The organism is Agarivorans sp. QJM3NY_25, from assembly GCF_050870875.2.
GTDB lineage: Bacteria > Pseudomonadota > Gammaproteobacteria > Enterobacterales > Celerinatantimonadaceae > Agarivorans.
On record NZ_CP194041.2, the window covers coordinates 2,985,264 to 3,011,124 of the forward strand.

At 46.4% G+C, this 25,861-nt stretch carries 20 protein-coding genes; 15 read left to right on the forward strand and 5 right to left on the reverse strand.

Annotation, left to right across the window (positions count from 1 at the left end; translation table 11 throughout):
* The first annotated feature begins 7 nt into the window (after positions 1–7).
* A complete protein-coding gene (locus tag ACRRSW_RS13665) occupies positions 8–2,329 on the forward strand; it encodes an efflux RND transporter permease subunit (RefSeq protein ID WP_432452666.1) in 2,322 nt (773 codons plus the stop codon).
* 316 nt (positions 2,330–2,645) lie between these two features.
* On the opposite strand, the gene ACRRSW_RS13670 is transcribed toward ACRRSW_RS13665, so the two are convergent.
* Together ACRRSW_RS13670 and ACRRSW_RS13675 are read right to left on the reverse strand one after the other, a co-directional pair.
* Positions 2,646–3,317: a response regulator transcription factor gene (locus ACRRSW_RS13670; RefSeq protein ID WP_432452665.1), complete on the reverse strand. Its 672-nt coding sequence runs from the start codon at positions 3,315–3,317 to the stop codon at positions 2,646–2,648.
* Positions 3,318–3,714: 397 nt separating this feature from the next.
* The gene (locus ACRRSW_RS13675; protein ID WP_432452664.1) at positions 3,715–4,629 is read right to left on the reverse strand and encodes a PhzF family phenazine biosynthesis protein; all 915 of its coding nucleotides are present in this window, start codon (positions 4,627–4,629) and stop codon (positions 3,715–3,717) included.
* 96 nt (positions 4,630–4,725) lie between these two features.
* Here ACRRSW_RS13675 and ACRRSW_RS13680 point away from each other — a divergent pair, with 96 nt between their 5' ends.
* The 4 genes from ACRRSW_RS13680 (at position 4,726) to ACRRSW_RS13695 (ending at position 7,308) form a co-directional block, all read left to right on the forward strand.
* Positions 4,726–5,676, forward strand: a complete 951-nt coding sequence (locus ACRRSW_RS13680) for a LysR family transcriptional regulator (protein ID WP_432452663.1) — start codon at positions 4,726–4,728, stop codon at positions 5,674–5,676.
* Positions 5,677–5,895: 219 nt separating this feature from the next.
* Positions 5,896–6,219, forward strand: a complete 324-nt coding sequence (locus tag ACRRSW_RS13685; RefSeq protein ID WP_432452662.1) for an antibiotic biosynthesis monooxygenase family protein — start codon at positions 5,896–5,898, stop codon at positions 6,217–6,219.
* Entirely contained in the window at positions 6,212–6,601 is a 390-nt protein-coding gene (locus ACRRSW_RS13690; RefSeq protein WP_432452661.1) for a hypothetical protein, read from the forward strand. Before ACRRSW_RS13685 ends, ACRRSW_RS13690 begins: the two co-directional genes overlap by 8 nt.
* Complete coding sequence (locus ACRRSW_RS13695) at positions 6,583–7,308, forward strand: ArsR/SmtB family transcription factor (RefSeq protein WP_432452660.1); 726 nt, start codon at positions 6,583–6,585, stop codon at positions 7,306–7,308. The genes ACRRSW_RS13690 and ACRRSW_RS13695 overlap by 19 nt, the downstream gene beginning before the upstream one ends.
* Positions 7,309–7,360: 52 nt before the next feature.
* Here ACRRSW_RS13695 and ACRRSW_RS13700 read toward each other — a convergent pair whose 3' ends face one another.
* Positions 7,361–8,299, reverse strand: a complete 939-nt coding sequence (locus ACRRSW_RS13700) for a DMT family transporter (protein ID WP_432452659.1) — start codon at positions 8,297–8,299, stop codon at positions 7,361–7,363.
* Positions 8,300–8,437: 138 nt separating this feature from the next.
* Between ACRRSW_RS13700 and ACRRSW_RS13705 the strand changes: the two genes are divergently transcribed.
* The gene (locus ACRRSW_RS13705; protein ID WP_432452658.1) at positions 8,438–8,902 is read left to right on the forward strand and encodes an Lrp/AsnC family transcriptional regulator; all 465 of its coding nucleotides are present in this window, start codon (positions 8,438–8,440) and stop codon (positions 8,900–8,902) included.
* A 92-nt stretch (positions 8,903–8,994) separates the two neighbouring features.
* Here the strand turns inward: ACRRSW_RS13705 and ACRRSW_RS13710 are convergent, their stop codons facing one another.
* The gene (locus ACRRSW_RS13710) at positions 8,995–11,469 is read right to left on the reverse strand and encodes a molybdopterin oxidoreductase family protein (protein WP_432459616.1); all 2,475 of its coding nucleotides are present in this window, start codon (positions 11,467–11,469) and stop codon (positions 8,995–8,997) included.
* A 386-nt stretch (positions 11,470–11,855) separates the two neighbouring features.
* On the opposite strand from ACRRSW_RS13710, the gene cobA reads away from it, so the two are divergent.
* The 7 genes from cobA to narL all read left to right on the forward strand — a co-directional run bounded on the left by cobA (position 11,856) and on the right by narL (position 21,557).
* Positions 11,856–12,665, forward strand: coding sequence for a uroporphyrinogen-III C-methyltransferase (gene cobA, locus ACRRSW_RS13715; RefSeq protein ID WP_432452656.1), 810 nt, complete (start codon positions 11,856–11,858; stop codon positions 12,663–12,665).
* A gap of 44 nt (positions 12,666–12,709) precedes the next feature.
* Positions 12,710–15,250: a nitrite reductase large subunit NirB gene (gene nirB / locus ACRRSW_RS13720; RefSeq protein WP_432459617.1), complete on the forward strand. Its 2,541-nt coding sequence runs from the start codon at positions 12,710–12,712 to the stop codon at positions 15,248–15,250.
* A 27-nt stretch (positions 15,251–15,277) separates the two neighbouring features.
* Positions 15,278–15,604, forward strand: a complete 327-nt coding sequence (gene nirD, locus ACRRSW_RS13725) for a nitrite reductase small subunit NirD (protein ID WP_432452654.1) — start codon at positions 15,278–15,280, stop codon at positions 15,602–15,604.
* A 105-nt stretch (positions 15,605–15,709) separates the two neighbouring features.
* Positions 15,710–17,179 (forward strand): NarK family nitrate/nitrite MFS transporter, encoded by a 1,470-nt coding sequence (locus tag ACRRSW_RS13730; protein WP_432452653.1) that lies wholly within the window; start codon positions 15,710–15,712, stop codon positions 17,177–17,179.
* Between the two features lie 88 nt (positions 17,180–17,267).
* A complete protein-coding gene (locus tag ACRRSW_RS13735) occupies positions 17,268–19,040 on the forward strand; it encodes a protein kinase domain-containing protein (protein WP_432452652.1) in 1,773 nt (590 codons plus the stop codon).
* A gap of 20 nt (positions 19,041–19,060) precedes the next feature.
* Positions 19,061–20,860 (forward strand): type IV pili methyl-accepting chemotaxis transducer N-terminal domain-containing protein, encoded by a 1,800-nt coding sequence (locus ACRRSW_RS13740; RefSeq protein WP_432452651.1) that lies wholly within the window; start codon positions 19,061–19,063, stop codon positions 20,858–20,860.
* A gap of 49 nt (positions 20,861–20,909) precedes the next feature.
* Positions 20,910–21,557: a two-component system response regulator NarL gene (narL, locus tag ACRRSW_RS13745; RefSeq protein WP_432452650.1), complete on the forward strand. Its 648-nt coding sequence runs from the start codon at positions 20,910–20,912 to the stop codon at positions 21,555–21,557.
* 80 nt (positions 21,558–21,637) lie between these two features.
* On the opposite strand, the gene ACRRSW_RS13750 is transcribed toward narL, so the two are convergent.
* Complete coding sequence (locus ACRRSW_RS13750; RefSeq protein ID WP_432452649.1) at positions 21,638–22,411, reverse strand: substrate-binding periplasmic protein; 774 nt, start codon at positions 22,409–22,411, stop codon at positions 21,638–21,640.
* A gap of 250 nt (positions 22,412–22,661) precedes the next feature.
* On the opposite strand from ACRRSW_RS13750, the gene ACRRSW_RS13755 reads away from it, so the two are divergent.
* Positions 22,662–22,787 (forward strand): hypothetical protein, encoded by a 126-nt coding sequence (locus ACRRSW_RS13755; RefSeq protein WP_432452648.1) that lies wholly within the window; start codon positions 22,662–22,664, stop codon positions 22,785–22,787.
* 849 nt (positions 22,788–23,636) lie between these two features.
* Positions 23,637–25,727 carry an RICIN domain-containing protein gene (locus ACRRSW_RS13760; protein WP_432452647.1) on the forward strand — a complete coding sequence of 697 codons (2,091 nt, stop codon included), beginning with the start codon at positions 23,637–23,639 and terminating at the stop codon, positions 25,725–25,727.
* Positions 25,728–25,861 lie beyond the last annotated feature (134 nt).

The window sequence follows — 25,861 nt, forward strand, 5'->3', positions numbered from 1 at the left end:
ATAAATCATGATTAATTGGACTAAAAAGCGTGCCTGGCTGGCGATTTTTGCTTGGCTTGCCACTCTGGCGGTAGCCTTTATTGGCCTTGGCAAACTGACACTGAATAACGACTATAAGGTGTTCTTCAGTAAAGATAACCCCGATCTGGTTGCTTTCGAACAGATTGAAGATAAGTACAATAGCAATGACAGCGTATTAGTGGTACTCAGACCCAAATCTGGCGACATTTTTCAGCCCGATGTACTGCAAACCATCATCGAGCTCACCGAGCAAGGCTGGCAAACCCCCCATTCTTACCGAGTCGACTCCGTTAGCAACTATCAATATACCCGCGCCGTCGATGATGAACTGCTGGTCGAGGATTTCATCTCATCAGATGAACTTCAACAGCAAGCTGTACTGGCGGATAAAAAGCAATATGCATTACAACAACCCGAGTTGCTCAATCGCTACCTCGCAGCCGATGCTAAATCGACAGCAATCAACGTACTGGTTCGACTTTCAGTCGATGAACAGTCGGAAGAAGTGCGAGAAATAGCCCAATTTTGGCAAGATCTGATTGCTCAAACTCAAGAGCAACACCCAGAGATCGAATTTTACCTGACTGGTCAAGTGATGCAAAATGATGCCTTTGGCGAAGCCTCGCAGCGAGACATGGGCAGCCTCGTGCCCATCGCATTGTTACTGATCATTCTGGGTACCGGAATCTATCTGCGCAGCATTTGGAGTTCTGTCGTAATCACGCTAGCTATCTTATCCTCGATCTTTATAGCTCTTGGCGCAGCTGGCTGGCTGGGCATCGCCATTACCTCACCTTCGGCTTCCGCACCTATCATTATTTTGACCATGGCGGTCGCCGACTGCATCCATTTTCTGCAAGGCTTCAAAAAAGCCCAACTCGACGGCAAGGCAAAACCAGAAGCCATCGCTGATGCAATGGCCAAACACCGATTGCCCATCATACTCACCAGCTTAACAACTGCCGTTGGCTTCCTGTCGATGAACTTCAGCGATTCACCACCGTTTAATGACCTTGGCAACATCACCGCCATGGGCGTTTTTGCCGCTATGCTGCTCACCCTGTACTTCGCCCCAGCCTTACTGGTCGTTCTCCCCTTGCGCAGGCCCCCAGCACATCAGCAACAATGGTTAAGCAGGCCCTTAACAAAACTGGCCCGCTGGACAATCAAAAATCCGGCATTAAAAATTGCAGCGGTGTTAATTTTCAGTTTAGTGATTGCCGCCAACCTGGTCCGCAATAAAATCGACGATACTCTGTTCGAGTACTTCGATGAGAGTTATGCGGTTCGACAAGCCAATGATTTCACCTACGCCAAGCTCACAGGCGTCGCCAGTATTCAATTTGCGCTCCGCCCCGAAGGCGGCGAAACGGTCACCTCACCCAACTTCTTGCAAAAACTGGATGCCTTTGTCACCTCGGCCCGTGATACCGATGGCGTCTATCACGTCCAGTCACTCACCGACATCATGAAACGGCTCAATAGCAGTCTGCATAATGATGATCCCAGTTACTATGTTTTGCCACAGGATCCGCAACTGTCTGCACAAACGCTGCTACTTTACGACATGTCGCTCCCTTACGGACTCAACCTGAGTAATCAGGTCGCATTAGATAAAAAAGAGTTACGGATCATCATCACGGCCAAAAAGATGTCTTCGAATCAACTGGTCGTGCTAGAATCCAATCTGAGAAAACAGCTCTTAGAACATTTTAATGCAAGCAGTATCAGCCCGGGTGTTAGCGCAGACATCATGTTTGCCCATATTGGCTACCGCAATAATATCAGTATGCTCACTGCTTCTGTGGCCGCCTTAGTACTCATTTCCCTGCTGATCGGCATCATGCTGCGTTCGGTCCGACTCGGCCTTATCAGTATCTTACCGAATATTCTTCCCGCCTCGATTGCTTTTGGCGCCTGGGGAATGATGGTTGGAGAAGTTGGCTTGAGTTTATCGGTCATTGCCAGTATGACCTTGGGGATAGTGGTCGACGATACCATTCACCTCCTGTACCGCTACAATACACTCCGCAAGTCGGGATATTCAGAACAAGAAGCGATTCAATCCTCGGTCAAACATACCGGGCTCGCCATCATCGGCACCAGCCTGGTGCTGAGTCTTGGTTTCTTGGTCCTCGCCTGCAGCAGCTTCAAGATGAATGCAGATATGGGACTCATGACCGCCATTACCATCTTAATAGCATTGGTCCTCGATCTGCTGCTGGTCCCTGCAATGCTAAAAATAACCAGCGCTAAAAACCGGCCAATCGAGTCAAATGAGCAGGCAATCGGGCTACCTTTGGGATAGTACCGAACTAAAAAGTAAGGGCTCGCTCACCGAGCGGCCCGCTACTTTTGATGACATTGCTTGCAGCACCGATGATTCATTGAGACCAAGCCGCCTCGCCAGAATGCAAGCGACACAAACAATGGAGAAGCATAAAAAATCGACAATAAGAACTATCTAAAGCGTTCAGCGAAAGGCGGGGCGTAGTTTTTCCTTGCAACAATAATTGAGCAGAATTTGCGTCATTCTGAAAACGGCATACCGCACAGCATCATCAAACATGTTTATCTGGAAAAATAGACTGTCAGGATTCAAGCCACATTAGCAGCAGCTTATTTTATCCGTCACACCAGCCTTGCTCAATTGCCTTGGCAACCGCATGTGTCCGATTATGGGTACCCAGCTTTTTATAGATGTTCTGCAAATGATACTTTACCGTTCTCTCACTGATATTAAGTAATCGACTGATTTCCCAGTTACTCTTCCCCATTTTTAACCAAGGCAATAACTCCTGTTCTCGCTGAGTCATCAAGCTCGGCTTTGACGCCACTTCACGCGCCTTATTTTCGCAAATACTCTGGCGTACCATATTAAGATGCGGGCTTAACAGGTAAAGCGCATTTATTTCGTCACTCGATGGTTGCCGCTCACCAAATGACAATAAGAACATGCTGCTCTCTTTCCCTTGACGACCTGAGATAACCAAACGTTTACCATAATCAGGATGGACGATGGGATCCATCAATACCGAAATACTGCGCGAGTGAGTGCGTGCGGCAGAAAATAAGGGATCGCTGGCCAGTGACCGAGCGCTAAAGCAGCGAACAAAATGCTGCTGTGAAAAACCAAAGCAAACGGGCGCACTAGCGCTTTCCTTAGACAATGAACCTAATATACTAAAATCAAAAGATATTTCGTTTTTCAAAGCGCTAAACCAATCTTGAAAATCTTCATCCTTTTGTACTTCGGTTAACTGGTGTGATAATTCAAACAGTTTCTGCTTATCCATAAGCACTATTGATACCTACCGAGCCGAGTGACTTTAACAAGCTCAAATCTGTATAAGCATCTGAGTCATTGATGCTGGTATGTATACCCGCTCCTAGCTTTGCATTCAAGGCCTTATTGACAAACAAAGTATTATTGAAAATAAATCCATGACTCAAAGCCGCCACTTTAAATGCTAGCGATCCGGGAAAAATCGCTGTATGTCATATCTGTCGCTTACATATTTGAGCGTAGCATGCTCTTTTAGCGGACTTTTCTAGGATCTCCTGAACCCAAAATTTCAGCTTATTCAGAGCCAAGTCATCGACATTTTATTGATCTGGAGACAAGCCATTGGCTTGCCCCTTGATGCGAATACCGATGCAATCGCGCCAGTGGTCCCTGTAAATAAAATGTCACTATAACAAAACATCCACTTGCTTCATCAACTTGCCATAACCGCCAGCCATCAAGCCCTGGATTTGTCCATCCCTTGCAACAATAAGCTCTACTGAAATCTGACTCAGAGACGCAGGCTGCATGTACTTCCCTTGCTCGATGGTGATTGAAGATTGCTTAAGCCCGAGATAATCATGCAATAGACAAGCTAAAGGTCCCGCTGCCATTCCTGTTGCCGACTCTTCGTTAATCGCAAAGCGCGGCGCGAACATCCGGGTCGTCGCATCTTTAGTGGTGGCTGCAGCATCAGTGGTAAAAACATAATAACCAATAAGCTCAAGCCTCTCGCTAATCTCAGAAATTTTGGCAAAGTCTGGGCTTAGCAGAGCCAGTCTAGCTCCCTCTGACACCCCGACCATAGCAAAACTGTTGCCCGTATTCACAACCATAGGCTCAATACGCGGATCCAAATCGGCGGCATCCAAGCCCAATGAATCAAGAACGTCCTCAAGCGTCACCCCCTTAGGGTTCCAATCCCGATGGTTCAGATAAGTGGGTGCCACCTGTTCCATGTAGGCAGCCCCATTTTTGATCATAATCTTACGCGAACCATCCACGGTTTCTTTACTCGACTCTCCTTGCGTAATCCTGCCTGTTTCAGCTAAGTAAGAAAATGTTGCGATAGTTGCATGACCACAATGAGCAATACGGCGATTAGGCGTGAAAAAGTCAAGCTTGAACGCTGCAGTATTCGACTGAGAGACAAACGCGGTCTCAGACAAGCCGATTTGAGACGCAATATCTAACATGTCACGTTCACTCAAGCCATCGGCGTCCAGAACCAGCCCCGCAGGATTGCCACCACAGCCTTCAACGACAAAACCATTCACAATTTTTGCTGGTATTTTTCTAGCCATAACATGAGATCTATTCATATAAAAATCCTATTTTATCGTATCTATAAATTGTTAGTGCTTATAATAAAACCAAAGATATCCTTAAAGACACTCATAAAGGCATGAGATAAATTCATGAATAAATTCACGGACGAAACCGACAAAGAGACCGTCAATCGATTAAGCCAGGCGGCCCCCTTACTCGCGGCGATCGTTGACGAGCTAAACTTTACCAAGGCTGCCGAGCGGCTCAATGTACAACAGTCTGCAATCAGCCATAGAGTCCGGGCATTGGAAGAAAAACTTGGGCTCACCCTTTTCGAGCGCAGCACCAAAAATCTTCGTCTGACAGCGGCAGGAAAAATACTCTGTGAAGCAGCACGACAGTCCATGTCGGTCTGGCAACCCGCATTAGATAAGCTCGAAAAAAACCAAAGCGCTGACCAGATTAGACTTTCTTTACCTTCTTCTCTCGCCATGAAATGGGCGATCCCAATTTTGCCAAATGCAAGCTCAGAGGGACTATCAATATCGCTTGAAGTGAAAGACGATTTGACTGACTTTCGTCATGATGATACCGACGCAGCCATCAGATTCGGCGTCGGCCCCTACCCCGGCTTACATGCAATTCACCTGACTCACTGCAAAATACAAGCCGTGGTCAGTCCTCGCTTCCTCAACGGTGTCGTAGACCAAAGCGAACAAGCCTTACTCGAGCAAAAAATGTCACTATTGTCAGACCGACGAGGGGCCAAAGACAATACTGGTTATCACTGGCAAAACTACTTCGAAAAAACCGGCTCTCTCATCGAACCCTTCACCTGCAAACATCAATTTGATCGGGCCGACCTAATGATTCAGGCCGCGGTTAGTGGTATGGGGATTGGTCTGGGCAGAACATTACTGATAGAAAATGACCTGAAGGCGGGTTTTCTAAAAACACTTGGCCCTTCAGTGAACATCGAGTCCAGTTACTGGCTGGTTTGTTCGGCTAGTTTTGCGCAAAGCAAACGCTTTAAGCTGCTGCAGCATTGGCTCAAAAAGGAAATTCAAGCGACGGTCAATCAATCTCATGCCATTCAATAAACATCGATATGCAAGCAAGGCGGAACACTATCCTTGCTTACGAATGACTCGGGGAGCAGGTCGCTTCATCGGCAAACATCCATCAATTTAGTGCCGCCCCCAAATCTGCCATCACCGCGACCCATGCATCCGGGCGTGCATATTTCGCTACCTAACGAAGCAAGCCTCGGCAAACCGATTATAGTACCCGGCATTCACACACAATTGATGAGCGACCCAATGATTGCCGTAATTTTTGAAGCCAAAGCCAAGCCAGAACAACAACAGCGTTACTTTCAGCTGTCGGCAGAGCTAAAACCCTTACTCTCTGATATAGATGGATTTATTTCTGTAGAGCGTTTCACCAGCCTCGCGGACCCAGAGAAATTTCTATCCCTATCCTGGTGGCGCGATGCAGAATCGATTCGCCAATGGAAAACAAATATGCAGCACCAATCGGCGCAAACCGAGGGCTATCAGTCGATTTTTTCTTTTTATCAGATCCGAGTTGCCGAAGTGATTAAAGATGATTCATCAAACACCAAAGGAAAGCACAATGTATGATATTCATGTCTGTTTAAAAAATCAGCCCGGACAACTGGCGGCATTAGCAAGTCTGCTTGGCAGCCATGGCGTGGGCCTTGAAGGCGGCGGGGTATTTTCCAGCGCGGGTCAAAGCCATGCTCATTTTCTGGTGGAAGATGGCGAGAAGGCAAAACAAGTATTACAAAGTCACGACTTGCAAGTCATCGGCGTTTGTAAACCACTGATCAGAAAACTAAAACAAGAGCGCCCCGGAGAGCTGGGTGAAATTGCAGCAAGCCTCGCCAATATTGGGGTAAATATTGTGACCCAGTACAGCGATCATGCCAACCGCTTGATCCTGATTACAGATAATTTTAAGCTGGCCGAACAAGCCACCAAACAATGGACCGTCAACGCTTGAGCAGCCACCCGCATCTTTCTCAGCAAAATGTTGAAGATAATATTCAACCCGTCTCAATGGCAGCACTTGCTGCTGCCCTATCGGATGTCTCGAGAGTCAAAATTATTTGCGCCTTAATGGATGGTCGGGCCTGGACCGCTACTGAGCTGAGCGTGATAGCAGATATTGCGCCCTCCACCACGAGTGCTCATCTTGCTCGACTGCTCAAGGAAGCATTGATTAGCTGCCTGTCTCAAGGGCGGCATCGCTATTACCGCCTCGCGGGTGCGGATGTCGCCAATCTGGTTGAAACGCTGATGGGCGTCTCCTGGAAAAGAATCGAACCGCCCAAAAGTCGAACGCCAATTGAATTAAAGCAGGCCAGAACCTGTTACGACCACCTCGCTGGTGAACTGGCGGTCAATATTTATGATGCGCTGCTCAGCAATCAGTGGATAGAGAAAGATGGGCAACACTTAAGCCCCTTGGGAAAGCAAAAATTTGCAGATCTTGGGCTAAACCTCCAGCCAAAAACCAAGCGTAAATACTGTTGTCCTTGTTTAGACTGGAGCGAGAGGAAATACCACCTTGGCGGCCACCTGGGCGCAGAACTCTTCAGCTGCTTCGAGAATCACGGCTGGCTGATTCGCGTCAGCGAATATCGAATGGTGAACATCTCGAAAACAGGCCGGCAAGCTTTTAAAAAATTATTTGCGATTACCGTCTAGCCAGCGAAGGCTAATGCAAATCTTCAGCGAACAATGATCAGCCGGGCGGGACTCACTGCCGCTTGCTAAAAATACCACTGGCAATCAGTACTCCAGCGCTCACCAATAGCAGCCCCACGATGGAATAAACCTCGATCATTTCGCCCAAAACAGGAACCGCTATCAAGGCCGCTAAAACAGGGGTAAAGGCACCAATCGCGGCCATGTTTTCGGCTCCCAAGCGTTGAATGGCAAAGCCATAACTAAAACCCGTGAGCAAACCGACCAATAAGCTTTGCACCAAAAACTGCCACGCTAACATCTGCCATGGCGAGTCCACTAACTGACTAGACACCAAACCAGTCGACCATAACAACAGCAAAACCAGCACCGAAACCAGTCCCATCAAAGCCGTAGAAACCAGCGGCGGCAGGCCAGCTATCCGTAAACTCACCGTATAAATCGCCCAAAAAAGACTCGCGGCAAGCAACAATAAGTCGCCAATCCAAGTTCCAGCAGGGGCCGTGAGCAAAGATAAGCTAAAGAGGACCACGACGCCCAGAGTCACTAGGCAGAGACCGATTTTACGTTGAATGCTCACCCTTTCTTGATAAAAAACCACCGCCAATAAAGTCACAAATAGCGGATAAGCCCCCAAAATTAATAAACCGGCATGGGAGGCTGGAGCGTACTTAAGACCGGTGGCGCTCAAATAGAAAAATGGCACGCCCGCACCGGCAACTATCCCCAATAACAGCGTTGGCGAAACACCTTTCAGTAAGGCTCTCGAGCGCCATAAAATAGGCAGCAGCAACAGCGCTGGCGGCGAATAACGCAACAAGCCAAGGTCAAAAAAGCCTAAAGAATTGGTCACCCCGGCCCGCATGCTCACCAGCCAGAAAGCCCAAATAGAAATACTCACCAGAGCGGCGAGTAAACCATAACGAAACGCCCCGCCAGTGGCATACTGTTTATAGTGGGGGGCGGTGTTGGAGCTGCAAGTATCAGACATAACGCTTTCCTTATGGCGTACCGAAAGTCTATTATCCAGCCAATATGGTGAGCATGTCCTTGCAATATCCAACCCAAATTTTGAATAAATTGCTATACTATGCCAAATTACCCTTCCTAATATTAATAGTATGCCAAAATGAACAAAACAGACATCGAGATCTTATCCCGACTGCAAGACGATGGACGCCTCACCAATGTCGCCCTCTCGGAGCAGATTTGTTTATCGCCCTCGCCGTGTCTGCGACGCGTAAAACAATTAGAGCAAAGTGGCGTGATTCAGGGCTACCACGCGCGCGTTGATCGGCAAAAAGCGGGCTTCTCGATGACTATTTTTGTAGAGGTACGACTGAACACCCATGAAGTTAGCGCCCATACGGCTTTTGAAACGGCGATGATCGACATGCAAGACATCGTTAGCGCCCATCTGGTTTCAGGCACCGCCGATTATAGTCTGGAAGTTGTGGCGATTGATTTAAATGATTACGAAGGTATTTTAAAACGCCTGCAAGGACTCCCCCATGTGAAGGATATCCAGAGTCACTTCGCGATCCGTTGTGTGAAATCAGCGGCCCCACTGCCGTTGACAAAGGTGAGCCGGTAACGGATAAAACGTGGCGGCTGCTGAAGTACTTTTGGCAAGCTTAACTTGTTGCAGCTTACGCAAATAGCACACCGCTGCGCTTCAGCGGCCACTCATTGAGCCAGTGCCATCATGTCTTGCTCAAGCTCCGCCAGCGGCTTGTCCTCGGCGAACCATGCCATCACCTGCTGCATGGTGGGTTCTGCGATCCCTTGATTGGCGGCCAGGTAAAGCCAGCTAAGCTGGTTGTTATCGATTGCCGCGCAGAGCCGATGGTTTGCGCTGGCCGCCTGAATGGTTCTGCTGCGCGCTGTCGTGAGCGCAAGATGAATGCGTTCATCGAGCCGTTGCAGGCTTTGTTGACTCTCGATTTGATACAGATAAGCACCTGTGGTTTTTCGTCTCACCCAATAGTCAATCTGGCCAAGTTCGACAGGCTCTCGAACCAACAACAGCGCAAAGCTGCTCATCGGACAGTCGGCAATTTTAACCGGCGTAAATTTAAACTCCGGCTGCCCCGACAAGCGATCCGCTCTTGCGTCAATCAAGCCCCCCGGCTTGCTGTTCGACGCGGTCAGTTCATTCCAGTGGATCGGCACAAAAACTTCATCGCGCCGCATCGATGTCGTTTCAATCACTCGGCTCATACAATCGCCATGGCGATTACTCACTTTTGCCAACAGCCCATGTGTTACTGCATATTTTTTCGCCGTATCGGGATGCACCAGCAGATAAGGCTCTGGCATATGTGTGGCCAGTCGCGCAGACAAACCGGTTCGAGTCATGGTATGCCAATGATCGCGAGTTCGTCCGGTATTCAAAATCAGCGGGAAATCTGCGCAGACTTGAATTGATGGCGCGCGATAAGTCACCGCTACAAAGTTAGCTTTTCGATTGGGAGTATAAAACCTGCCATCTTCAAACAGCCGCTGATGACTCACGGAGCGTTGCTGTTTCAACACCGGCCATTGTTGCGGCAGTAACTGCTGGTATTCGCTGCCGCTAAGATGACTCAAACCTGCCAGATTTAAGTCTCTTGCAAAACCTTGATTATCCAGCGCGGTGAGCGCCGCATGCTCTTTAAATACCGCCCCTTCATGGGCGTAGCTAAATTGTTCTTTAAACCCCATCCTCTGCGCCACCTGTGAAATAATCCACCAGTCGGGTTTGGCCTGCCCCGGGCTGGCTAATAAACGCCGCTGGCGAGAGATCCGACGTTCCGAGTTAGTGACCGTTCCCGACTTTTCACTCCAGCCCTGCGCCGGCAGTAATACATCGGCAAACTGCGTCGTTGCGGTTTTTTCGATGCAATCGGAGACGACGACAAAGGGGCATTTTTCAAGGGCCCGTTTAATTTTACTGCTATCGGGCAAACTCACCACTGGATTGGTCGCCATGATCCACAGCGCTTTGATTTTGCCGGCAGCGATGGCCTCAAACATATCCAGCGCTTTTAGTCCCGGCTCGGTGGCCATGTGCTCGGCCTGCCAAAAGCTGGCAACCCGCTCAATATCCAGCGGATTAAACTCCATATGCGCGGCTAAGGTATTGGCTAAAGCCCCAACTTCCCTGCCCCCCATGGCATTGGGCTGGCCAGTGATGGAAAACGGCCCGCAGCCGGGTTTACCAATTTTCCCGGTGGCTAAATGACAGTTAATAATACTATTAACTTTGTCAGAGCCCTGCGAAGACTGATTCACCCCTTGAGAATAAATGGTAAGCACCCGCTCGGTGCGAGCAAAAGCCTCAAAAAATGCCTGACATTCGGCTTCACTGAGGCCAATGTCATGCACCGCCTGAGCATCACTGCTGGCCGAGGCATAAGCCTGCTCAAAGTGCTGAGTATGTTGGGCAATAAAGTCCTGATCAAGCTCACCCTGCGCCGCCAGATAAGCCAATAATTGATTAAACAGTACCACATCGCTTCCCGGTGCAATCGCAAGATGCAGATCGGCAATATCGCAAGATTCGTTGTTGCGGGGATCGATCACAATGACTTGAAGCGCTGCATTGTTCTGTTTCGCCACAATTAATCGCTGAAATAACACCGGATGGCACCACGCCAGATTAGACCCAACTAAAATAACCAGCTCGGCTTGCTCGATATCCTGATAGCACACCGCAACCGTATCCATGCCAAATGCCCGTTTCTGCCCCACCACCGCCGAGGCCATACATAAACGGGAGTTACTATCGATATTTGCGGTTCCCAGAAAACCCTTGATCAGTTTATTCGCCACATAATAGTCTTCAGTTAATAGCTGCCCAGAGACGTAAAATGCCACGGCATCGGGGCCGTGCTCACCAATGATTTGGCTAAACTGCTCTGCAACCCGATTTAAGGCATGCTCCCAGTCGATGTCCACAAAGCCATCAGGCTGCTTCAGTTGCGGCGACATTAATCGCCCATCGTGAATCACCGTATCGCCAAGCGCGATGCCCTTGGTACACAATTTCCCAAAATTTGCCGGGTGCTGTTGGTCTCCTCTGATCTCTAAACGACCACTGGCGAGCACTCTTGCCTCTACACCACAACCCACACCACAATAGGCACAGGTGGTTTTTATCCATCCTTCCACGTCTCTCATAAGTAACCTCAAAGACCAACATTAGAGAGAATTAGAGCAAATACCATTCCAAATCAATGAAAACAACAAAAAACAAATTAAAGATGTTTTTAATCAGCACCTTGAATTAACAACTACCACTAAAGTGGTAGCTGCATAAGGACCTGCCATCTACCTATTTAGTTGTAGTTTGGTCGATTATAAATAATCATCGCACCTTAAATGCCCATAATCATTATTATTTGAAAAACCCAAGCTTCACACTCAAAGCTGAAAATTCAAAAGTAAATAATATAAATAATTGATAAACAACAATAAATATAAAGCAAAACGAACATATAGCTAGCCTTGGCACTCATATTGCGTTGAGTGAAATATGAATTTTATAAAACGCAGTGGTGGCCGCAATGCATGTCAATCAATCACTTTATGGTGTGGTTTCTTTAGTCGGCGCAGGCCCGGGCGATCCGGAGCTACTGACGCTAAAGGCACTCAAAACCATTCAGGCTGCCGATGTGATTGTCTATGACAAGCTGGTCAGTCAGGAAATACAAACGCTGTTCCCCGCTGGGGCAGAACAAATCTGCGTCGGCAAAGCCAAAGGCAAGCACAGCTATCAGCAGGATCAAATCAACCGTCTTCTCCGCGATTATGCCCAAAGAGGTTACCGGGTATGTCGCCTCAAAGGCGGAGATGCTTTGGTGTTTGGCCGCGGCAGTGAAGAAATGCTCTATCTTGCCAGACACGGTATTCAAGTGAATGTGGTGCCGGGCATTACCGCTGCTTCTGGCTGCTCAACTTACGCCAACATTCCCCTCACCCACCGAGGCCTTGCGCAAGGCTGCAGCTTTATAACTGCGCATGCCGAACAGTCACTCGATGTGAACTGGCAAGCGCTAGCACAATTGAAGCAAACCCTGGTTATCTATATGGGATTAAGCAAAGTCAGGCTGATCCAATCTCAATTAATGCGCTACGACATGGATCCGGCCACGCCGGTCGCCATCATTGAAAATGGCTGCACCGCCAAACAAAGACAGTTTATCGGTCAATTAGATGGCTTGGAAAACCTCGCCAGCAAACATCAGCTAAAGTCTCCTGCGCTGATTGTAATTGGCAAAGTGGTGACGCTTGCTTCGCAATTAGCAACTCTGGAACAAGACCATCTTCTCCAGTTTTCCAGCCCAGCAACACAACAACTCTCGTTAATCGCCTAAACCTCGGGTCAATGAGTCGATTTAATTAAAAAGGAATTTGCATCATGAATAAGCAAAAAATCATCGTGGTTGGCAACGGAATGGTTGGTCACAAATTTATTGATCTGCTGCTGCAAAGCCAAGCCGAAGATCTGGAGATCCTGACCTTCTCGGAAGAACCGCGCCTGGCTTACGACCGGGTCCAGTTAACCGCCTATTTTTCCGGAAAATCTGCGGAGGATCTGGCCTTAACCAGCGAAGGCTATTATCAACAGCACGGGGTCAATTATCTGCTAAATGAAAAAGTCACTGCGATTCACCCCGGCAATAAAACTATCCAAACCGCCTCGGGACGCGAAGAGTCCTACGACAAGCTGATATTGGCAACCGGCTCCTATCCGTTTGTACCGGCTATTCCCGGTCATGATCGGGAGCATTGTTATGTCTATCGTACTCTCGAAGACCTCGATGCCATCGCTTTGGCGAGTCAGTCCTGCAAGTCCGGCGTGATTATCGGCGGTGGATTGTTGGGGCTGGAAGCCGCCAATGCCATCAAAAATCTGGCATTAGAGACTCACGTGGTAGAATTTGCCCCGCGCTTGATGGCAGTACAACTCGATCAGGATGGGGGCGACTTGCTGCGCCATAAAATCGAAGCATTAGGCGTGCAGGTACATACCGATAAAGCCACCACCGAAATCGTTGACGGCGAACAGTCTCGCTACCGCATGAATTTTGCCGATGGCTCTTATCTCGAAACCGATATGATCGTATTCTCCGCGGGGATCCGTCCTCAAGATGGCTTGGCCAAAAATGCCGATATTCAGATTGGTCCCCGTGGCGGTATCGTGATTAACAATTTCTGCCAAACCAATTTCGAGGATATCTACGCCATTGGCGAATGTGCCCTATGGCAGCAGCGAATCTTTGGTCTGGTAGCACCCGGCTACCAAATGGCCAAGGTGGCGGCCCAGCATCTGCTCGGTCAGCGCGAGCCCATGGAATTTACCGGTGCCGACATGAGCACCAAATTGAAGTTACTGGGGATCGATGTGGCCAGCATTGGCGAGGTGCATGGCGCAACGCAAGGGGCGCTCTCCTATACCTACAAAGACGATATTGAACAAGTCTACAAGCGACTGATTGTCTCGGCAGATAAACAAAAAATTATTGGCGCAGTGCTGGTTGGCGATACTCAAGCCTACGGCAATATTTTACAACTACAGCAAAATAATTTGGCACTGCCGGAAAATCCATCGGTACTGATCCTGCCCAATGTTGCCGAAGATCAGTCGCCAGGCTTAGGTGTTGATGCGCTGCCCGACAGTGCGGTGATTTGCTCCTGCTTCGACGTAAGCAAAGGCCACATCAAACAGGCGGTTGCTGCAGGCTGTAGTTCGATGGCTGCGCTCAAAGAAATGACCAATGCCTCCACCGGATGTGGCGGCTGCAGCGCGCTGGCCAAGCAAGTCTTAGACAGCGAACTGGCAAAATCAGGAGTTGAAGTGAACAACCACATTTGCGAACACTTCGCCTATTCTCGCCAGGAACTGAGTGATCTGATTCGGGTCAATCAAATCAAAACCTTTGAGCAATTGCTCACAAGCTACGGTTCAGGCTTAGGTTGTGAGATCTGCAAACCCACGGCGGGCTCTATCCTCGCCTCCTACTGGAATGAGTATATTTTGCAGGATCAGCATATCGAGCTACAGGATACCAACGATATCTACCTGGGCAATATGCAAAAAGACGGGAGCTATTCAGTGGTGCCAAGAATACCTGGCGGAGAAATCACTCCCGAAAAACTAATTGTCATTGGTCAGGTGGCCTGCGAGTTTCAGCTTTACACCAAAATCACCGGTGGCCAGCGCATCGATTTATTTGGCGCTCAACTCAACGACTTGCCGCAAATCTGGCAGCGTCTAGTGGATGCCGGTTTTGAAACGGGTCATGCCTATGGCAAATCCTTACGAACGGTTAAATCTTGCGTGGGGAACAGCTGGTGTCGTTATGGTGTGCAAGATAGCCTGGGCTTCGCCATTGATCTGGAAAACCGTTATAAAGGCTTACGCTCTCCGCATAAATTAAAATTTGCCGTCTCGGGTTGCACCCGGGAATGTGCCGAAGCACAATCCAAAGACATTGGCATCATCGCCACAGACCAAGGCTGGAATTTATACGTCTGCGGCAACGGCGGCATGCGCCCCCGGCATGCTGATCTTTTTGCGACTGATTTGGATGATGCCACGCTGATCCAATATGTCGATCGCCTGTTGATGTTCTACATACGCACCGCCGATCGACTCCAAAGAACCTCTGTCTGGTTAGAAAATCTAGAAGGCGGCATCGACTACCTCAAGCAAGTGATTATCGAAGATAAACTCGGCCTGAACGCCGAATTAGAACAGGCCATGGCCGCCACCATCAGTCAATATCAGTGTGAATGGAAAACCACCCTTGAGTCACCCGACAAATTAAAACGTTTTAATCACTTCATTAACAGCGACGAGCGGGATGAAAACCAGCGCTTTATCAGTATTCGCCAGCAGAAATGTCCTGATATCAAGATAAACCAATTAGCAATTGACGTTGCCACCGTTAACTAATACCACCAGCCCTGAGGAGAATATGCCATGGATAACTGGCTCACTATTTGTAAGAGCGAAGATATTGCGCCCAACACCGGTGTATGCGCTAAAGTTGGCGATAATCAGGTTGCGATCTTTCTCAGCAACCGAACCAACAGTGTACACGCGATTGCCAACTTCGATCCCTTTGGGAAAGCTAACGTACTTTCCCGCGGCATCATTGGCACCATCAACGATCGCCTGTGTGTCGCGTCCCCCCTATACAAACAGCACTTTGATCTGCACACCGGAGAGTGTCTGGAACAACCAGAAATTCAACTACACACCTATCAAGTTCGAATCAATCAAGGTTCTATCGAAATCAAACAATAGACGAGACAGCCTCATCCCCCGTAACAAACTGAACAAGCTTACCCAGGCTTCAGTTATGGGCGGGATGTCGCGTTCTAAAAAATACTAGTTATATAGGGAAATATTATGGATAGCACAAAAATTTCACTCCTTTCCTTTCAAGGAAAAATGAAAACCCTCCATCTCAGCTGGATGGCATTTTTTATTACTTTCGTAGTTTGGTTTAACTTTGCACCTTTGCTGCAAGCGGTAAAAGTCTCGCTGGGATTATCAACGGAAGAAGTCAAAACTTTACTAATTCTAAATGTGGCGTTAACCATCCCCGCCCGAGTCCTGATAGGCATGTTTACTGACCGATTTGGGCCTCGCATCGTTTATTCGGCCCTATTAGCCATTTGTTCCATCCCCTGCTTTATGTTTGCTTTTGCCGACTCATTTATTCAAGCGGCAATTGCTCGCTTCTTATTGGGCTTCATCGGTGCTGGATTTGTGATTGGGATCCGCCTTGTTTCTGAGTGGTTTCCTCACCACCAACTAGGGATGGCTGAAGGTATTTATGGGGGCTGGGGGAACTTCGGCTCTGCCGCTGCGGCGTTTACATTGCCAACACTAGCGCTAATTTTGGGTGGAGATGACGGTTGGCGTTATGCCATTGCCATTACTGGTTTAATGAGTTTGTTGTTCTCGTTTGTATTCTTCTTTAACGTTAGCGATACCCCTAAAGGGGCGACCTATTTCAAACCAAAACACCTGTCGGCCATGGAAGTGACATCCAAAGGTGATTTCTTCCTGTTACTCGCCATGAAAGTACCGATGTATGCGGTGCTTGCTTTACTGGCATGGAAATTATCTCCGGGTGGTGTGGGGATGCTAGAGCAATGGGTCGTCAACTCAATCTATATGGGTTTAATTGGGCTTTATGTCCTCGATGCTCATCAGGTATGGAAGGTAAATAAATCGGTATTTGTGGAACCTGTTGAAGCGATCCATCAATACAAATTTAAACAAGTGGCAGTATTAAACTTACTGTACTTCGCCACCTTTGGTTCTGAGCTTGCGGTGATTTCTATGTTGCCATTATTTTTCTCTGAAACCTTCGAACTGTCGCCAGTGGTCGCCGGGATGGTTGCCTCAGCGTATGCCTTCATGAATTTAATGTCGCGACCCGGCGGCGGCTTAATTTCCGATAAATTTGGTCGCAAGCTTACCCTGCTGATTTTAACAGCCGGATTAGCAGTGGGTTATTTTCTGATGGGAAATGTCAATGCCCAGTGGCCTCTATGGTTAGCCGTTGCCGCTGCCATGGCGTGCTCATTCTTCGTACAAGCTGGTGAAGGCGCGGTATTTGCCACGGTGCCCTTGATTAAACGTCGTATGACTGGACAAATTGCTGGCATGACCGGGGCTTATGGTAATGTGGGAGCGGTAGTCTATTTAACCATTCTTTCGTTTGTGGAATATCAGACTTTCTTTTATGTCATCGCATGTACCGCGGTCGTCGGCTTTATCGCACTAATGTTTATGGAAGAGCCAAACGGTAAAATCGCTGAAGTAAACGATGATGGCAGTGTCACTTTAATCGATGTCTCCAACTAAATATTGCGACATCATCGCCAAGCGATTGATATAAAACACTCAAAGCTCGAATGGCAAACCCATCGAGCTTTTATCTACGAGCCAATTTATGAACCAGAGTGAGTCAGGAATACAGCGAATGTTGGGCGCCGAAGGAGCGAATTGGATAAGTTTTTCCGGTCACTCCTGCCAAGGGGGCCGCGATCAAAACCAAGATGCATTTATCGTCAAATCGCCATTAAGCAGCGATGAACTCACCTATAAGGGCATTCTTGGATGCATCGCTGATGGCGTGAGTTGCAGTGAACAAGGGCAGCGCGCGAGCCATACTGCGGTCACTCAATTTGTCAGCGACTACTATTCAACACCAGTTAGTTGGAGTGTGAAACATGCGGTGATGAAAATTCTCAATCCCCTAAATTATTGGCTCTTTTCACAAGGAAAACCCCATCTACAACACAATGGCATGATCACCACATTCAGCGCCATTATTTTTAAATCAAATACCGCCCACCTATTTCACGTAGGAGATAGCCGAATTTATCGATATAGAGATCAGCAACTAACCTTGCTGACTCGAGATCATCAACGGATAGGCAGTGGCACAAACGGAGTATTAACACGCGCCTTGGGAATGGATGAGCACCTAGAAATCGACTATCAAAGCTGTTTACTTCAAGCAGGCGATCGATTTGTGCTAACCACCGATGGGGTTCACGAATTTATTCCAGATGACCAATTACAGCAGTTACTTTGCCAGTCACTGCCAATAACCCGTCTCAGCGAGCAAATATGTCAGGCGGCGCTGGAACGAGGCAGCAGCGATAATACCAGCTGCATTGCTTTTGAAATACTCAACTTAACCAAATATGATCTGTTAGAGCACCAACAAATACTACTAGCTAGAAACATCCCACCAGCACTAGGCGAAGGGCATGTTATCGACCATTTTCAAGTACTGAAAGTGCTCTACGAAGGCAGTCGAAGCCATCTGTACCTGGCAATGGATAAGATTGCCAATCAAAAACGAGTCATTAAAGTCCCTTCACTGAATGCACAAGACGAGCGCGCGACCCTCCAGCGATTCGCCAACGAGTATTGGATTGCTTCTCAACTGCAAAACCCTCGCATCATGAAGATGTATCCTTGCCCCGCAACCAGCGACTATCTCTACCAAATCTGTGAATATATCGAAGGGGTGACGCTACGCCAGTGGATGCTTGATAACCCTTGTCCGTCCTTAAAAACCGTCAGAGAAATATTGAAAGAAGTGATTGCTGCTTTACGGGTTTTGCAGCGCGCCGATATGGTTCATCGAGATCTAAAACCAGAAAACATTATGCTGATGCCCGGCAATTTGGTAAAAATTATCGATTTTGGCACGGTCGAGGTTAAAGGCGCCTTGGAAGCCTTGCCTGAAGTAAACCAAGCGCTCCCCTTGGGTTCGGTGAATTACACCGCACCAGAATACATAAATACAGGCCAAGCCACAATTTACTCGGATCTATTTTCCGTCGCCGTGATCGGCTATGAAATGTTATGTGGGAAACTGCCTTTTAAAAGCTCATCACAACAAAATATCCAACATGCTAGACAAATAAAATGGGCCTATCGGCCAATGCAACAGAGCCGTTCTGATATCCCCTTATGGGTGGATTTAGCGTTTGCAAAAGCCACTTCTCCTCAGCCAAATCAGCGCTACTCTGCCTTGGGGGATTTTATCACTGATATTTATAGCCCTAATATGGCACTATCTAAACGAACAGAAAATAGACCTTTATTAAAACGAAATCCGTTATTGTTTTGGAAATGTCTGGCCTTATTCGCTAGTGTGCTCTCGCTTATCGAAGGGCTTTTACTTTTATCACAGAGAATACAATAAACATTGCTATGGTTGCATTAGTGTTTCATAAATTTGGTCGCTCCGTTGTACTTCGAATTACGTCGATGATGATTAGCGTGATTTTAATGGCATTCATCAGCATTTTTTCTTCGATGTATATGTCTCAAATCAGCGAGAATGACGGAAAAGCCATCAACCTCTCGGGCTCGCTGCGCATGATGAGCTACCGGATCACGACCCAAGCCGCCACCTTACAAAAGTCGCCCAATCAACAAAACCAGCAAAAAGTACAAGCTCTGATCCAACGTTTCGAAACCTTATTTAGCGACCCGGTCCTTAAAAAGGATTTCATACGTTTTAACGAAATCGAACTACAACAAGAATACCAAGCCATTCGTCACAGCTGGCAAACCGTGATCAAGCCGCAATTAGCCAATGCCGATCAACATTTCGACTTAGAGCGATTTTTGCCCACCTTAGAATCCTTCGTCGAGAACATTGACCAGCTGGTTTACGGCTATCAACAAGTACTAGAAGAGCGCCTCGCTCTACTGAAGATAATTCAAACCGTAATGCTGTCGATTACTTTGCTGCTGATTGGTTTATCCTTGTATTCGATTCATCGACATATTGCACAACCACTCAAGGCATTAACTGCGGTTGCCGAAGCCTCATCCAAGGGAGATTGGAGTAAACGCTGTCATATTGAACGTGAAGACGAATTGGGGCTGTTGTCGCAAACCATCAATCAGGCTCACGACAGTATTCAAGCAATCCATCGAGACCTAGAACAACGGATCCACAATAAAACCATCCAGTTGAGTCGAAACAATGAAATTTTAACCTTTCTGTATAACGTGGCTCAGCAGGTAAATCAGTCGCATCTCGGCCAGCTTGCTTTTCGCGCTATTCTTGAGGAATTATGTTTAGTGAGCGAACGAAAAAAAATTGAGCTCAAACTATTCGCCAATGACTATCAGTTGCCCTATCAACATATTATTGTTGACCACCAAAGCCCTCCAGAGCAGCACTCTGAATCTACAGCGATCAGCACCTTTATCATCGAGCGGAACAATACCCAATTTGGCGAACTTATCGTAGCAGATGATCCCAGTGCTCCCTTAGAAGACTGGCAACAGAATTTATTACATTCCCTGGTCGATCAATTCGCAATCGCCTTAAGCTTAACCGAGCAACTCAATCAACAACGACGCATCGCCTTATTGGACGAACGGTCGATCATCGCCCGCGAGCTGCACGATTCATTAGCACAATCCTTGTCCTATTTAAAAATACAAGTCACCCGTATCGAAAAAGGCCTACAAGACGTTGATGTTCCAGAACAGGTGAGCAAACCGGTAGCAGAGCTTAAGGAAGGCCTCAGCTCAGCCTATCGACAATTGCGCGAGCTGCTCACGACATTTCGTTTGCAAATTGGCAATGGTGGCTTAAAGGCAGCACTGACCGATACCATCAAAACCCTCGCAGAGCGCAGTGACATCGATATTCGCCTTGACTACGACTGCACGCACGTACCTTTTGAGCCCAGTGAAGCCATTCATATTTTACAAATCACCAAAGAAGCCTTACAAAATGCCATCAAGCACTCCCATGGCTCGTTGGTCAGCATATCGTTGATTGAAAAGTCAAATAAATCAATTGAATTGTTGATCAAAGATAATGGAATTGGTATCAAAGAGATGGCGCTAAAATTAAACCATTATGGAACAGAAATTATGCAGGAGCGTTGTCATTCCTTACATGGCGAATTAACCATCCGCTCCCCTGATACGATGGGGACCGAAGTCGGTCTAACTTTCCTGCCAAATTATCTGAGTAAAGTCGAGAAAAATGCTTAATCTGCCTGAATAGCGTTAAGCCGAATGAACTTGTGACAAGGAGTGTAATGTGAGTACAAATGCAGCAACGGTGATGTTAGTCGATGATCACCCGCTATTTCGTAAAGGCTTACAGCAACTGATTGCCATGGAAGATGATCTGGTGGTACTGAGCGAGTATAACAATGGCTCGGACGCCATCATCGGGGCACTTCACGATGATCCTGATTTAATTATTTTAGACCTGAATATGCAAGGTATGGATGGCTTAGAAACCGTTCGTTTAATGCGTGAACAACACATCACCGCTCGCATTGTGATGTTAACTGTATCTGACGCCGAAGATGATGTATTAGCCGCCATTGAAAATGGAGCCGACGGTTACTTACTCAAAGATATGGAACCAGAAGACATTGTTGAAAACATTAAACAAGCGGTATTGGGAAAGCTGGCCCTATCTGATCGTCTGACTAAAGTTCTCGCCCAATCATGGCACAAACCCAAGCAACAGCCAGATGAAAACTTACTGGAAAGCTTAACTGGCCGAGAATCCCAAATTTTGATACTGATCGCCAAAGGCATGAGTAACAAACTGATTGCCCAAGAACTACGAATTACTGATGCCACCGTGAAAGTCCATGTAAAACACTTACTCAAGAAATTAAACTTACGCTCACGCTTAGAAGCTGCGGTTTGGCTGAAAGATCAGCAATTATAAAAAACAGAAATAAACTAAAACCTTAAACGAGATTTCGATTGGCAGCTCAAATTTGATCCCACTATTTCCGCTCAAAAGGCTTACTGGGGAATATTGTATTTTTGCAGGATTTGCATATACTGAGCACCCGATTTAAATTTGTTCAATTCATCAGAAAACTGCTTCACGAATGTTCGCTCAACATTTAGCTGATTAAACGCGATATAGAAATGCGTAGAGTCGATGGGATTAGCAGTAAGGGCTGCAACACTATTTTCAATACCACGTTTCTTTGCTAAAAACATTCCCGTAAGATAATCGCTGATGATGTAATCAACCCGCCCTGCAACCAACTTTTTAAAATTTAATTCTTCCCCGGCGACCAGTTCATAATTATTTTCTTTTTTGACAAATTCCCAGAGCGCTTCACTGTATCTAACATCAATCACTAAACCAATTCGTTTCCCCTTTAGATCTTCAAAAGAATCAAATTTAAGTTTTCCAACATCAGCTCTACGGATAAAAAACACCCATTGGGCATCTAAGAGATGTTCATCCGGGTAATGAAAAAGCGCCTCTCTATCCTTGCTTTTCATAATCGTATAAAGGCTATCCGTTTGGCCAACTTTGAGCATACGCAAGGCTCTTGCCCACGGATAGATGGTATTCTTGTAATCAACGCCCATGTTCTGAAATACTTCGGCCACGATTTCCGAGACCACTCCCCCAACTTCTCCGTTTTCAAGCTTATAGACGTAAGGCGGAAACTCAGGGGAGGCAACTCTAAGCAAAGTCTGAGCTTGCGCCAACAAAGAAACAGGTAAAGTCAGCCAGCACATCAGCAAAAAAAAGAAAACAGATTTTGTCATATTCATTAACCCCCTTAATTCAAAACAACGAATAAGCTATCGGAAAAAACTGGGGCATCGGGTCACCAGCCACTTTTTCACACTGGGAAGACTTATCAAAATAACCATTCCATCATCAGACTACAGACCCATTTAACTAAATATAATTCTAAGCCAAAACCATAAGACCCGCACAAAATAGTTAAAAATGTGTACGGTAGAGCTAAAGACAAGATAATAAACGGTTGGCAAGCAGTTAAAGATCAATGATGGCGAGATGAAACAGCAGCATGCTTTCATCGATGAAACCGAGCCTTACACGGATAAATATAAGCGAGCTGAGCTGATGGCTCTGCGCCAACAAACTCTAGGGACGCGTATCGATGCTTCAACCATTGATTGAACAATAAACAGTGAGACTCCTTCGACAAAGCGTAAACAGCCAAGGCCCTACGTATTAATGGACAGCTATTGTATAAAACAAACTAAGATCACACGAAATAATATAAAACAATCTTTATCCACTCATATCAAAGCCAAGCCTCAAGCAAAACAGCTATAAAAAGCAAATAACTTAAAGTGACTACTAATAAATGCCCACTCATCAAGGGGGTTGTTAAATACTGTTCGCCTCCGCGCTCAGTTGTTAGAGTAAATAGTCTAAACACTTTAGGGTTAACCCATATTCTATAAAACCAATAAGAATAAAAATTAATAATTTATGCGCAAGATGTTACGTTTTAAAAAAAATAAAAACAAAAGACCACTGATTTCAAAAAATATAAAACCAATAAATCAATCACTTAAAGATTAACTCTTGGAAATTAGTAAGGAAATAAATAAAGAGGTAACACAAACAACCTGCCATAACACCAAGTGAGGTATAAAAAATTTCTGGAAGAATCTATCCAGCGAGTTTCGCCAACAACCAAGCTCGATTATAAGATATTGATTTTTATATGAAATAATGCGCCTGACAGGTAAGATGAAAACTCACACTTGGTGTTCAAATGAACCCGTTCACTTTGTCTTTCATTTATATGAGCAAACAAGGTTGCTCACTATTTATATAATAAGTATTTTCATACTATAAATAATCAAAAACCATGCATAAATCACACATACTTACTCTTATATGCGTTCAAGATCTCAAAATAAAAGCTTGTATTTGATAAATTACTCACACCGAAAACATCACTTATAAATAAAAACTTCGGTTACACAATTGAACTTATACATGGAGTATATAAACTTGAATAGATTACGAACCAAAAAAATAATATCAAGCCTCGTGACAGGTGTCAGCCTGTTTCCCTTAGCTCTACACATTCAAGCCGCAGAATACTGTAAAGACCAACCTGTTGACGGTGCTATATATAAAATAGTCAATGTTGGTTCTGAATTATTGCTTGCCGCAGAATCAGATTCAGAAAATGCAAATGTAGCAATTGAAAACAATGCAGGAAAAAACTCGCAACGCTTCTATTTAAACTACCAATCCAGCACTCATTATTGGACGATTCAAGCATCCAACACCGATTATGCGGCGAGCGTTAAAGATAGCTCGAGTAGCAACGGTGCAACGGTTCGACAAGAAACATATGATTTTGGCGATAATCAACAATGGGAGCTCAAGCAAGCCACCTCAGGTGATTACATAGGTGCTTACAAAATTGTAAATAAAAAGTCGTCATTATCTTTAAGTGCTAACGGTACCAGTAACGGTTCAAATGTTCGCCAAGAAAACGACAGCAATACCGATACCCAACGTTGGTGGCTAGAGCCTGTAACCAGCAGTTGTTCTGGCTCTGCGGTGACCGAAAGCGTGGTGCTCAATGGCTCGGCTGGAGATGGCATCGTCAAATTAAGTTGGAATGACTCGAATACCAACTCAAATTACCAAATTTACCAAGATACCGACAGTGATCCTTCTGGTCGAACTCGCATTGCCAGCGTGTCGCCAAGCACCCTGAGTTACACAGCTTCCGGTCTACAAAACGGCAAAACCTATTACTTCTGGGTTAAATATACCAACAGTGATGGCGGCTACTCGAACTCATCGATGTTTAGTGCTACTCCCAAAGCTTCATCTTCTGGTGGCTCTAACGGCGATTCGTCCAGTTCTGCTGCTGCCCCAACGGCCGACGCAGCCAAATATGCAGGAGCCAACAGCGAGCCTAGAACCAACGGCTACCCTTCTTTTATTAAGAGTACCGTGAGCGGCGCAACCGTCGTATCTAGCTTAAGTAGTCTATTAAGTGCAATTGATAAAGCCAGCGCTGGTGATGTGATTTACATCCGTAGCGGCACTTATAAACCGTCTTCGCCAATTATTATCGACAACGATGGCTCCTCCTCTAAAACCATTGTGCTCAGTGCATACCCAGGGGATAACCGACCCGTCTTAGATTTTTCTGCAATGTCTGAAAGTGGTTCAAACCGCGGTATCGAAATGAAAGCCGATTACTGGCACATCTACGGCTTTGATATTAAAAAAGCCGGTGACAACGGTATGCATATGACTGGATCGCACAATACAGTTGAATTTATGGCTTTCTATGAAAATGCCGATACTGGCTTACAAATAGACAGCAATGCTGCGTACAACTTCATCAAAAATTCAGACTCTTACTACAATGCAGACTCTTCATTAGAAAATGCGGATGGTTTTGCGGCGAAGTTAGGTGTGGGTACCGGTAACTATTTCTACGGCTGCCGTGCTTGGCAGAACTTAGATGATGGTTTTGATGGATACTTGCGTGACAACGGCAGCAGCATCACCACAACCCATGAATATTCTTGGATGATCCGAAACGGTTATCAAAAGAATGGTTCAGAAGGTGTGGGCGACGGTAACGGTTTTAAAACGGGTGGTAGTGACAATAAAGATCTTGCCCACAACGGCATTTACATTAACACCATCTCTGCCGATAACACGGCTGACGGTTACGACCAAAACAGTAACCGTGGTGAAGTCACCATCTACAATGCGATATCCTACAAGAATGCACGCAACTATGGTTTAGGTGATGGCAGTAGTCGTCAACTTAAAAAACTCACCATCAAAAACAGTATTTCTTTAGATGGTGACAGTAGTGACAAACTTGACGCAGCATCAACAAGCATCAGTAAAAACGGCTGGCAAAATGTATCAACCTCTTCTTCTGACTTTGTAAGTTTGAACGTGGATGACCTACTGGCTGACCGTCAAGATGATGGTAGCCTGCCAGTGGTTGATTTCTTCCACCTGAAAAGTGACAGTGATTTAATTGATGCAGGGACCAATGTTGGTTTGAGCTACAACGGCTCAGCGCCCGATATCGGTGCTTTCGAATCGAACTAAGCATAACCGTTTAACACTGGCTTCATCTAAAGGGGACACATTGCTGTCCCCTTTTTCTATCTTTCTTGGATAACAGACTTCGAGACGGACTCACCCGTAACGAGTCTTTAAGCGTGCATAACAAGACACACAAA

Coding starts and splice junctions, on each gene's coding strand:
- ACRRSW_RS13665 (WP_432452666.1), top strand. CDS start 8: ATGATTAATTGGACTAAAAAGCGTGCCTGGCTGGCGATTTTTGCTTGG.
- ACRRSW_RS13670 (WP_432452665.1), bottom strand. CDS start 3,317: ATGGATAAGCAGAAACTGTTTGAATTATCACACCAGTTAACCGAAGTA.
- ACRRSW_RS13675 (WP_432452664.1), bottom strand. CDS start 4,629: ATGAATAGATCTCATGTTATGGCTAGAAAAATACCAGCAAAAATTGTG.
- ACRRSW_RS13680 (WP_432452663.1), top strand. CDS start 4,726: ATGAATAAATTCACGGACGAAACCGACAAAGAGACCGTCAATCGATTA.
- ACRRSW_RS13685 (WP_432452662.1), top strand. CDS start 5,896: ATGATTGCCGTAATTTTTGAAGCCAAAGCCAAGCCAGAACAACAACAG.
- ACRRSW_RS13690 (WP_432452661.1), top strand. CDS start 6,212: ATGTATGATATTCATGTCTGTTTAAAAAATCAGCCCGGACAACTGGCG.
- ACRRSW_RS13695 (WP_432452660.1), top strand. CDS start 6,583: ATGGACCGTCAACGCTTGAGCAGCCACCCGCATCTTTCTCAGCAAAAT.
- ACRRSW_RS13700 (WP_432452659.1), bottom strand. CDS start 8,299: ATGTCTGATACTTGCAGCTCCAACACCGCCCCCCACTATAAACAGTAT.
- ACRRSW_RS13705 (WP_432452658.1), top strand. CDS start 8,438: ATGAACAAAACAGACATCGAGATCTTATCCCGACTGCAAGACGATGGA.
- ACRRSW_RS13710 (WP_432459616.1), bottom strand. CDS start 11,469: ATGAGAGACGTGGAAGGATGGATAAAAACCACCTGTGCCTATTGTGGT.
- cobA (WP_432452656.1), top strand. CDS start 11,856: ATGCATGTCAATCAATCACTTTATGGTGTGGTTTCTTTAGTCGGCGCA.
- nirB (WP_432459617.1), top strand. CDS start 12,710: ATGAATAAGCAAAAAATCATCGTGGTTGGCAACGGAATGGTTGGTCAC.
- nirD (WP_432452654.1), top strand. CDS start 15,278: ATGGATAACTGGCTCACTATTTGTAAGAGCGAAGATATTGCGCCCAAC.
- ACRRSW_RS13730 (WP_432452653.1), top strand. CDS start 15,710: ATGGATAGCACAAAAATTTCACTCCTTTCCTTTCAAGGAAAAATGAAA.
- ACRRSW_RS13735 (WP_432452652.1), top strand. CDS start 17,268: ATGAACCAGAGTGAGTCAGGAATACAGCGAATGTTGGGCGCCGAAGGA.
- ACRRSW_RS13750 (WP_432452649.1), bottom strand. CDS start 22,411: ATGAATATGACAAAATCTGTTTTCTTTTTTTTGCTGATGTGCTGGCTG.
- ACRRSW_RS13755 (WP_432452648.1), top strand. CDS start 22,662: ATGAAACAGCAGCATGCTTTCATCGATGAAACCGAGCCTTACACGGAT.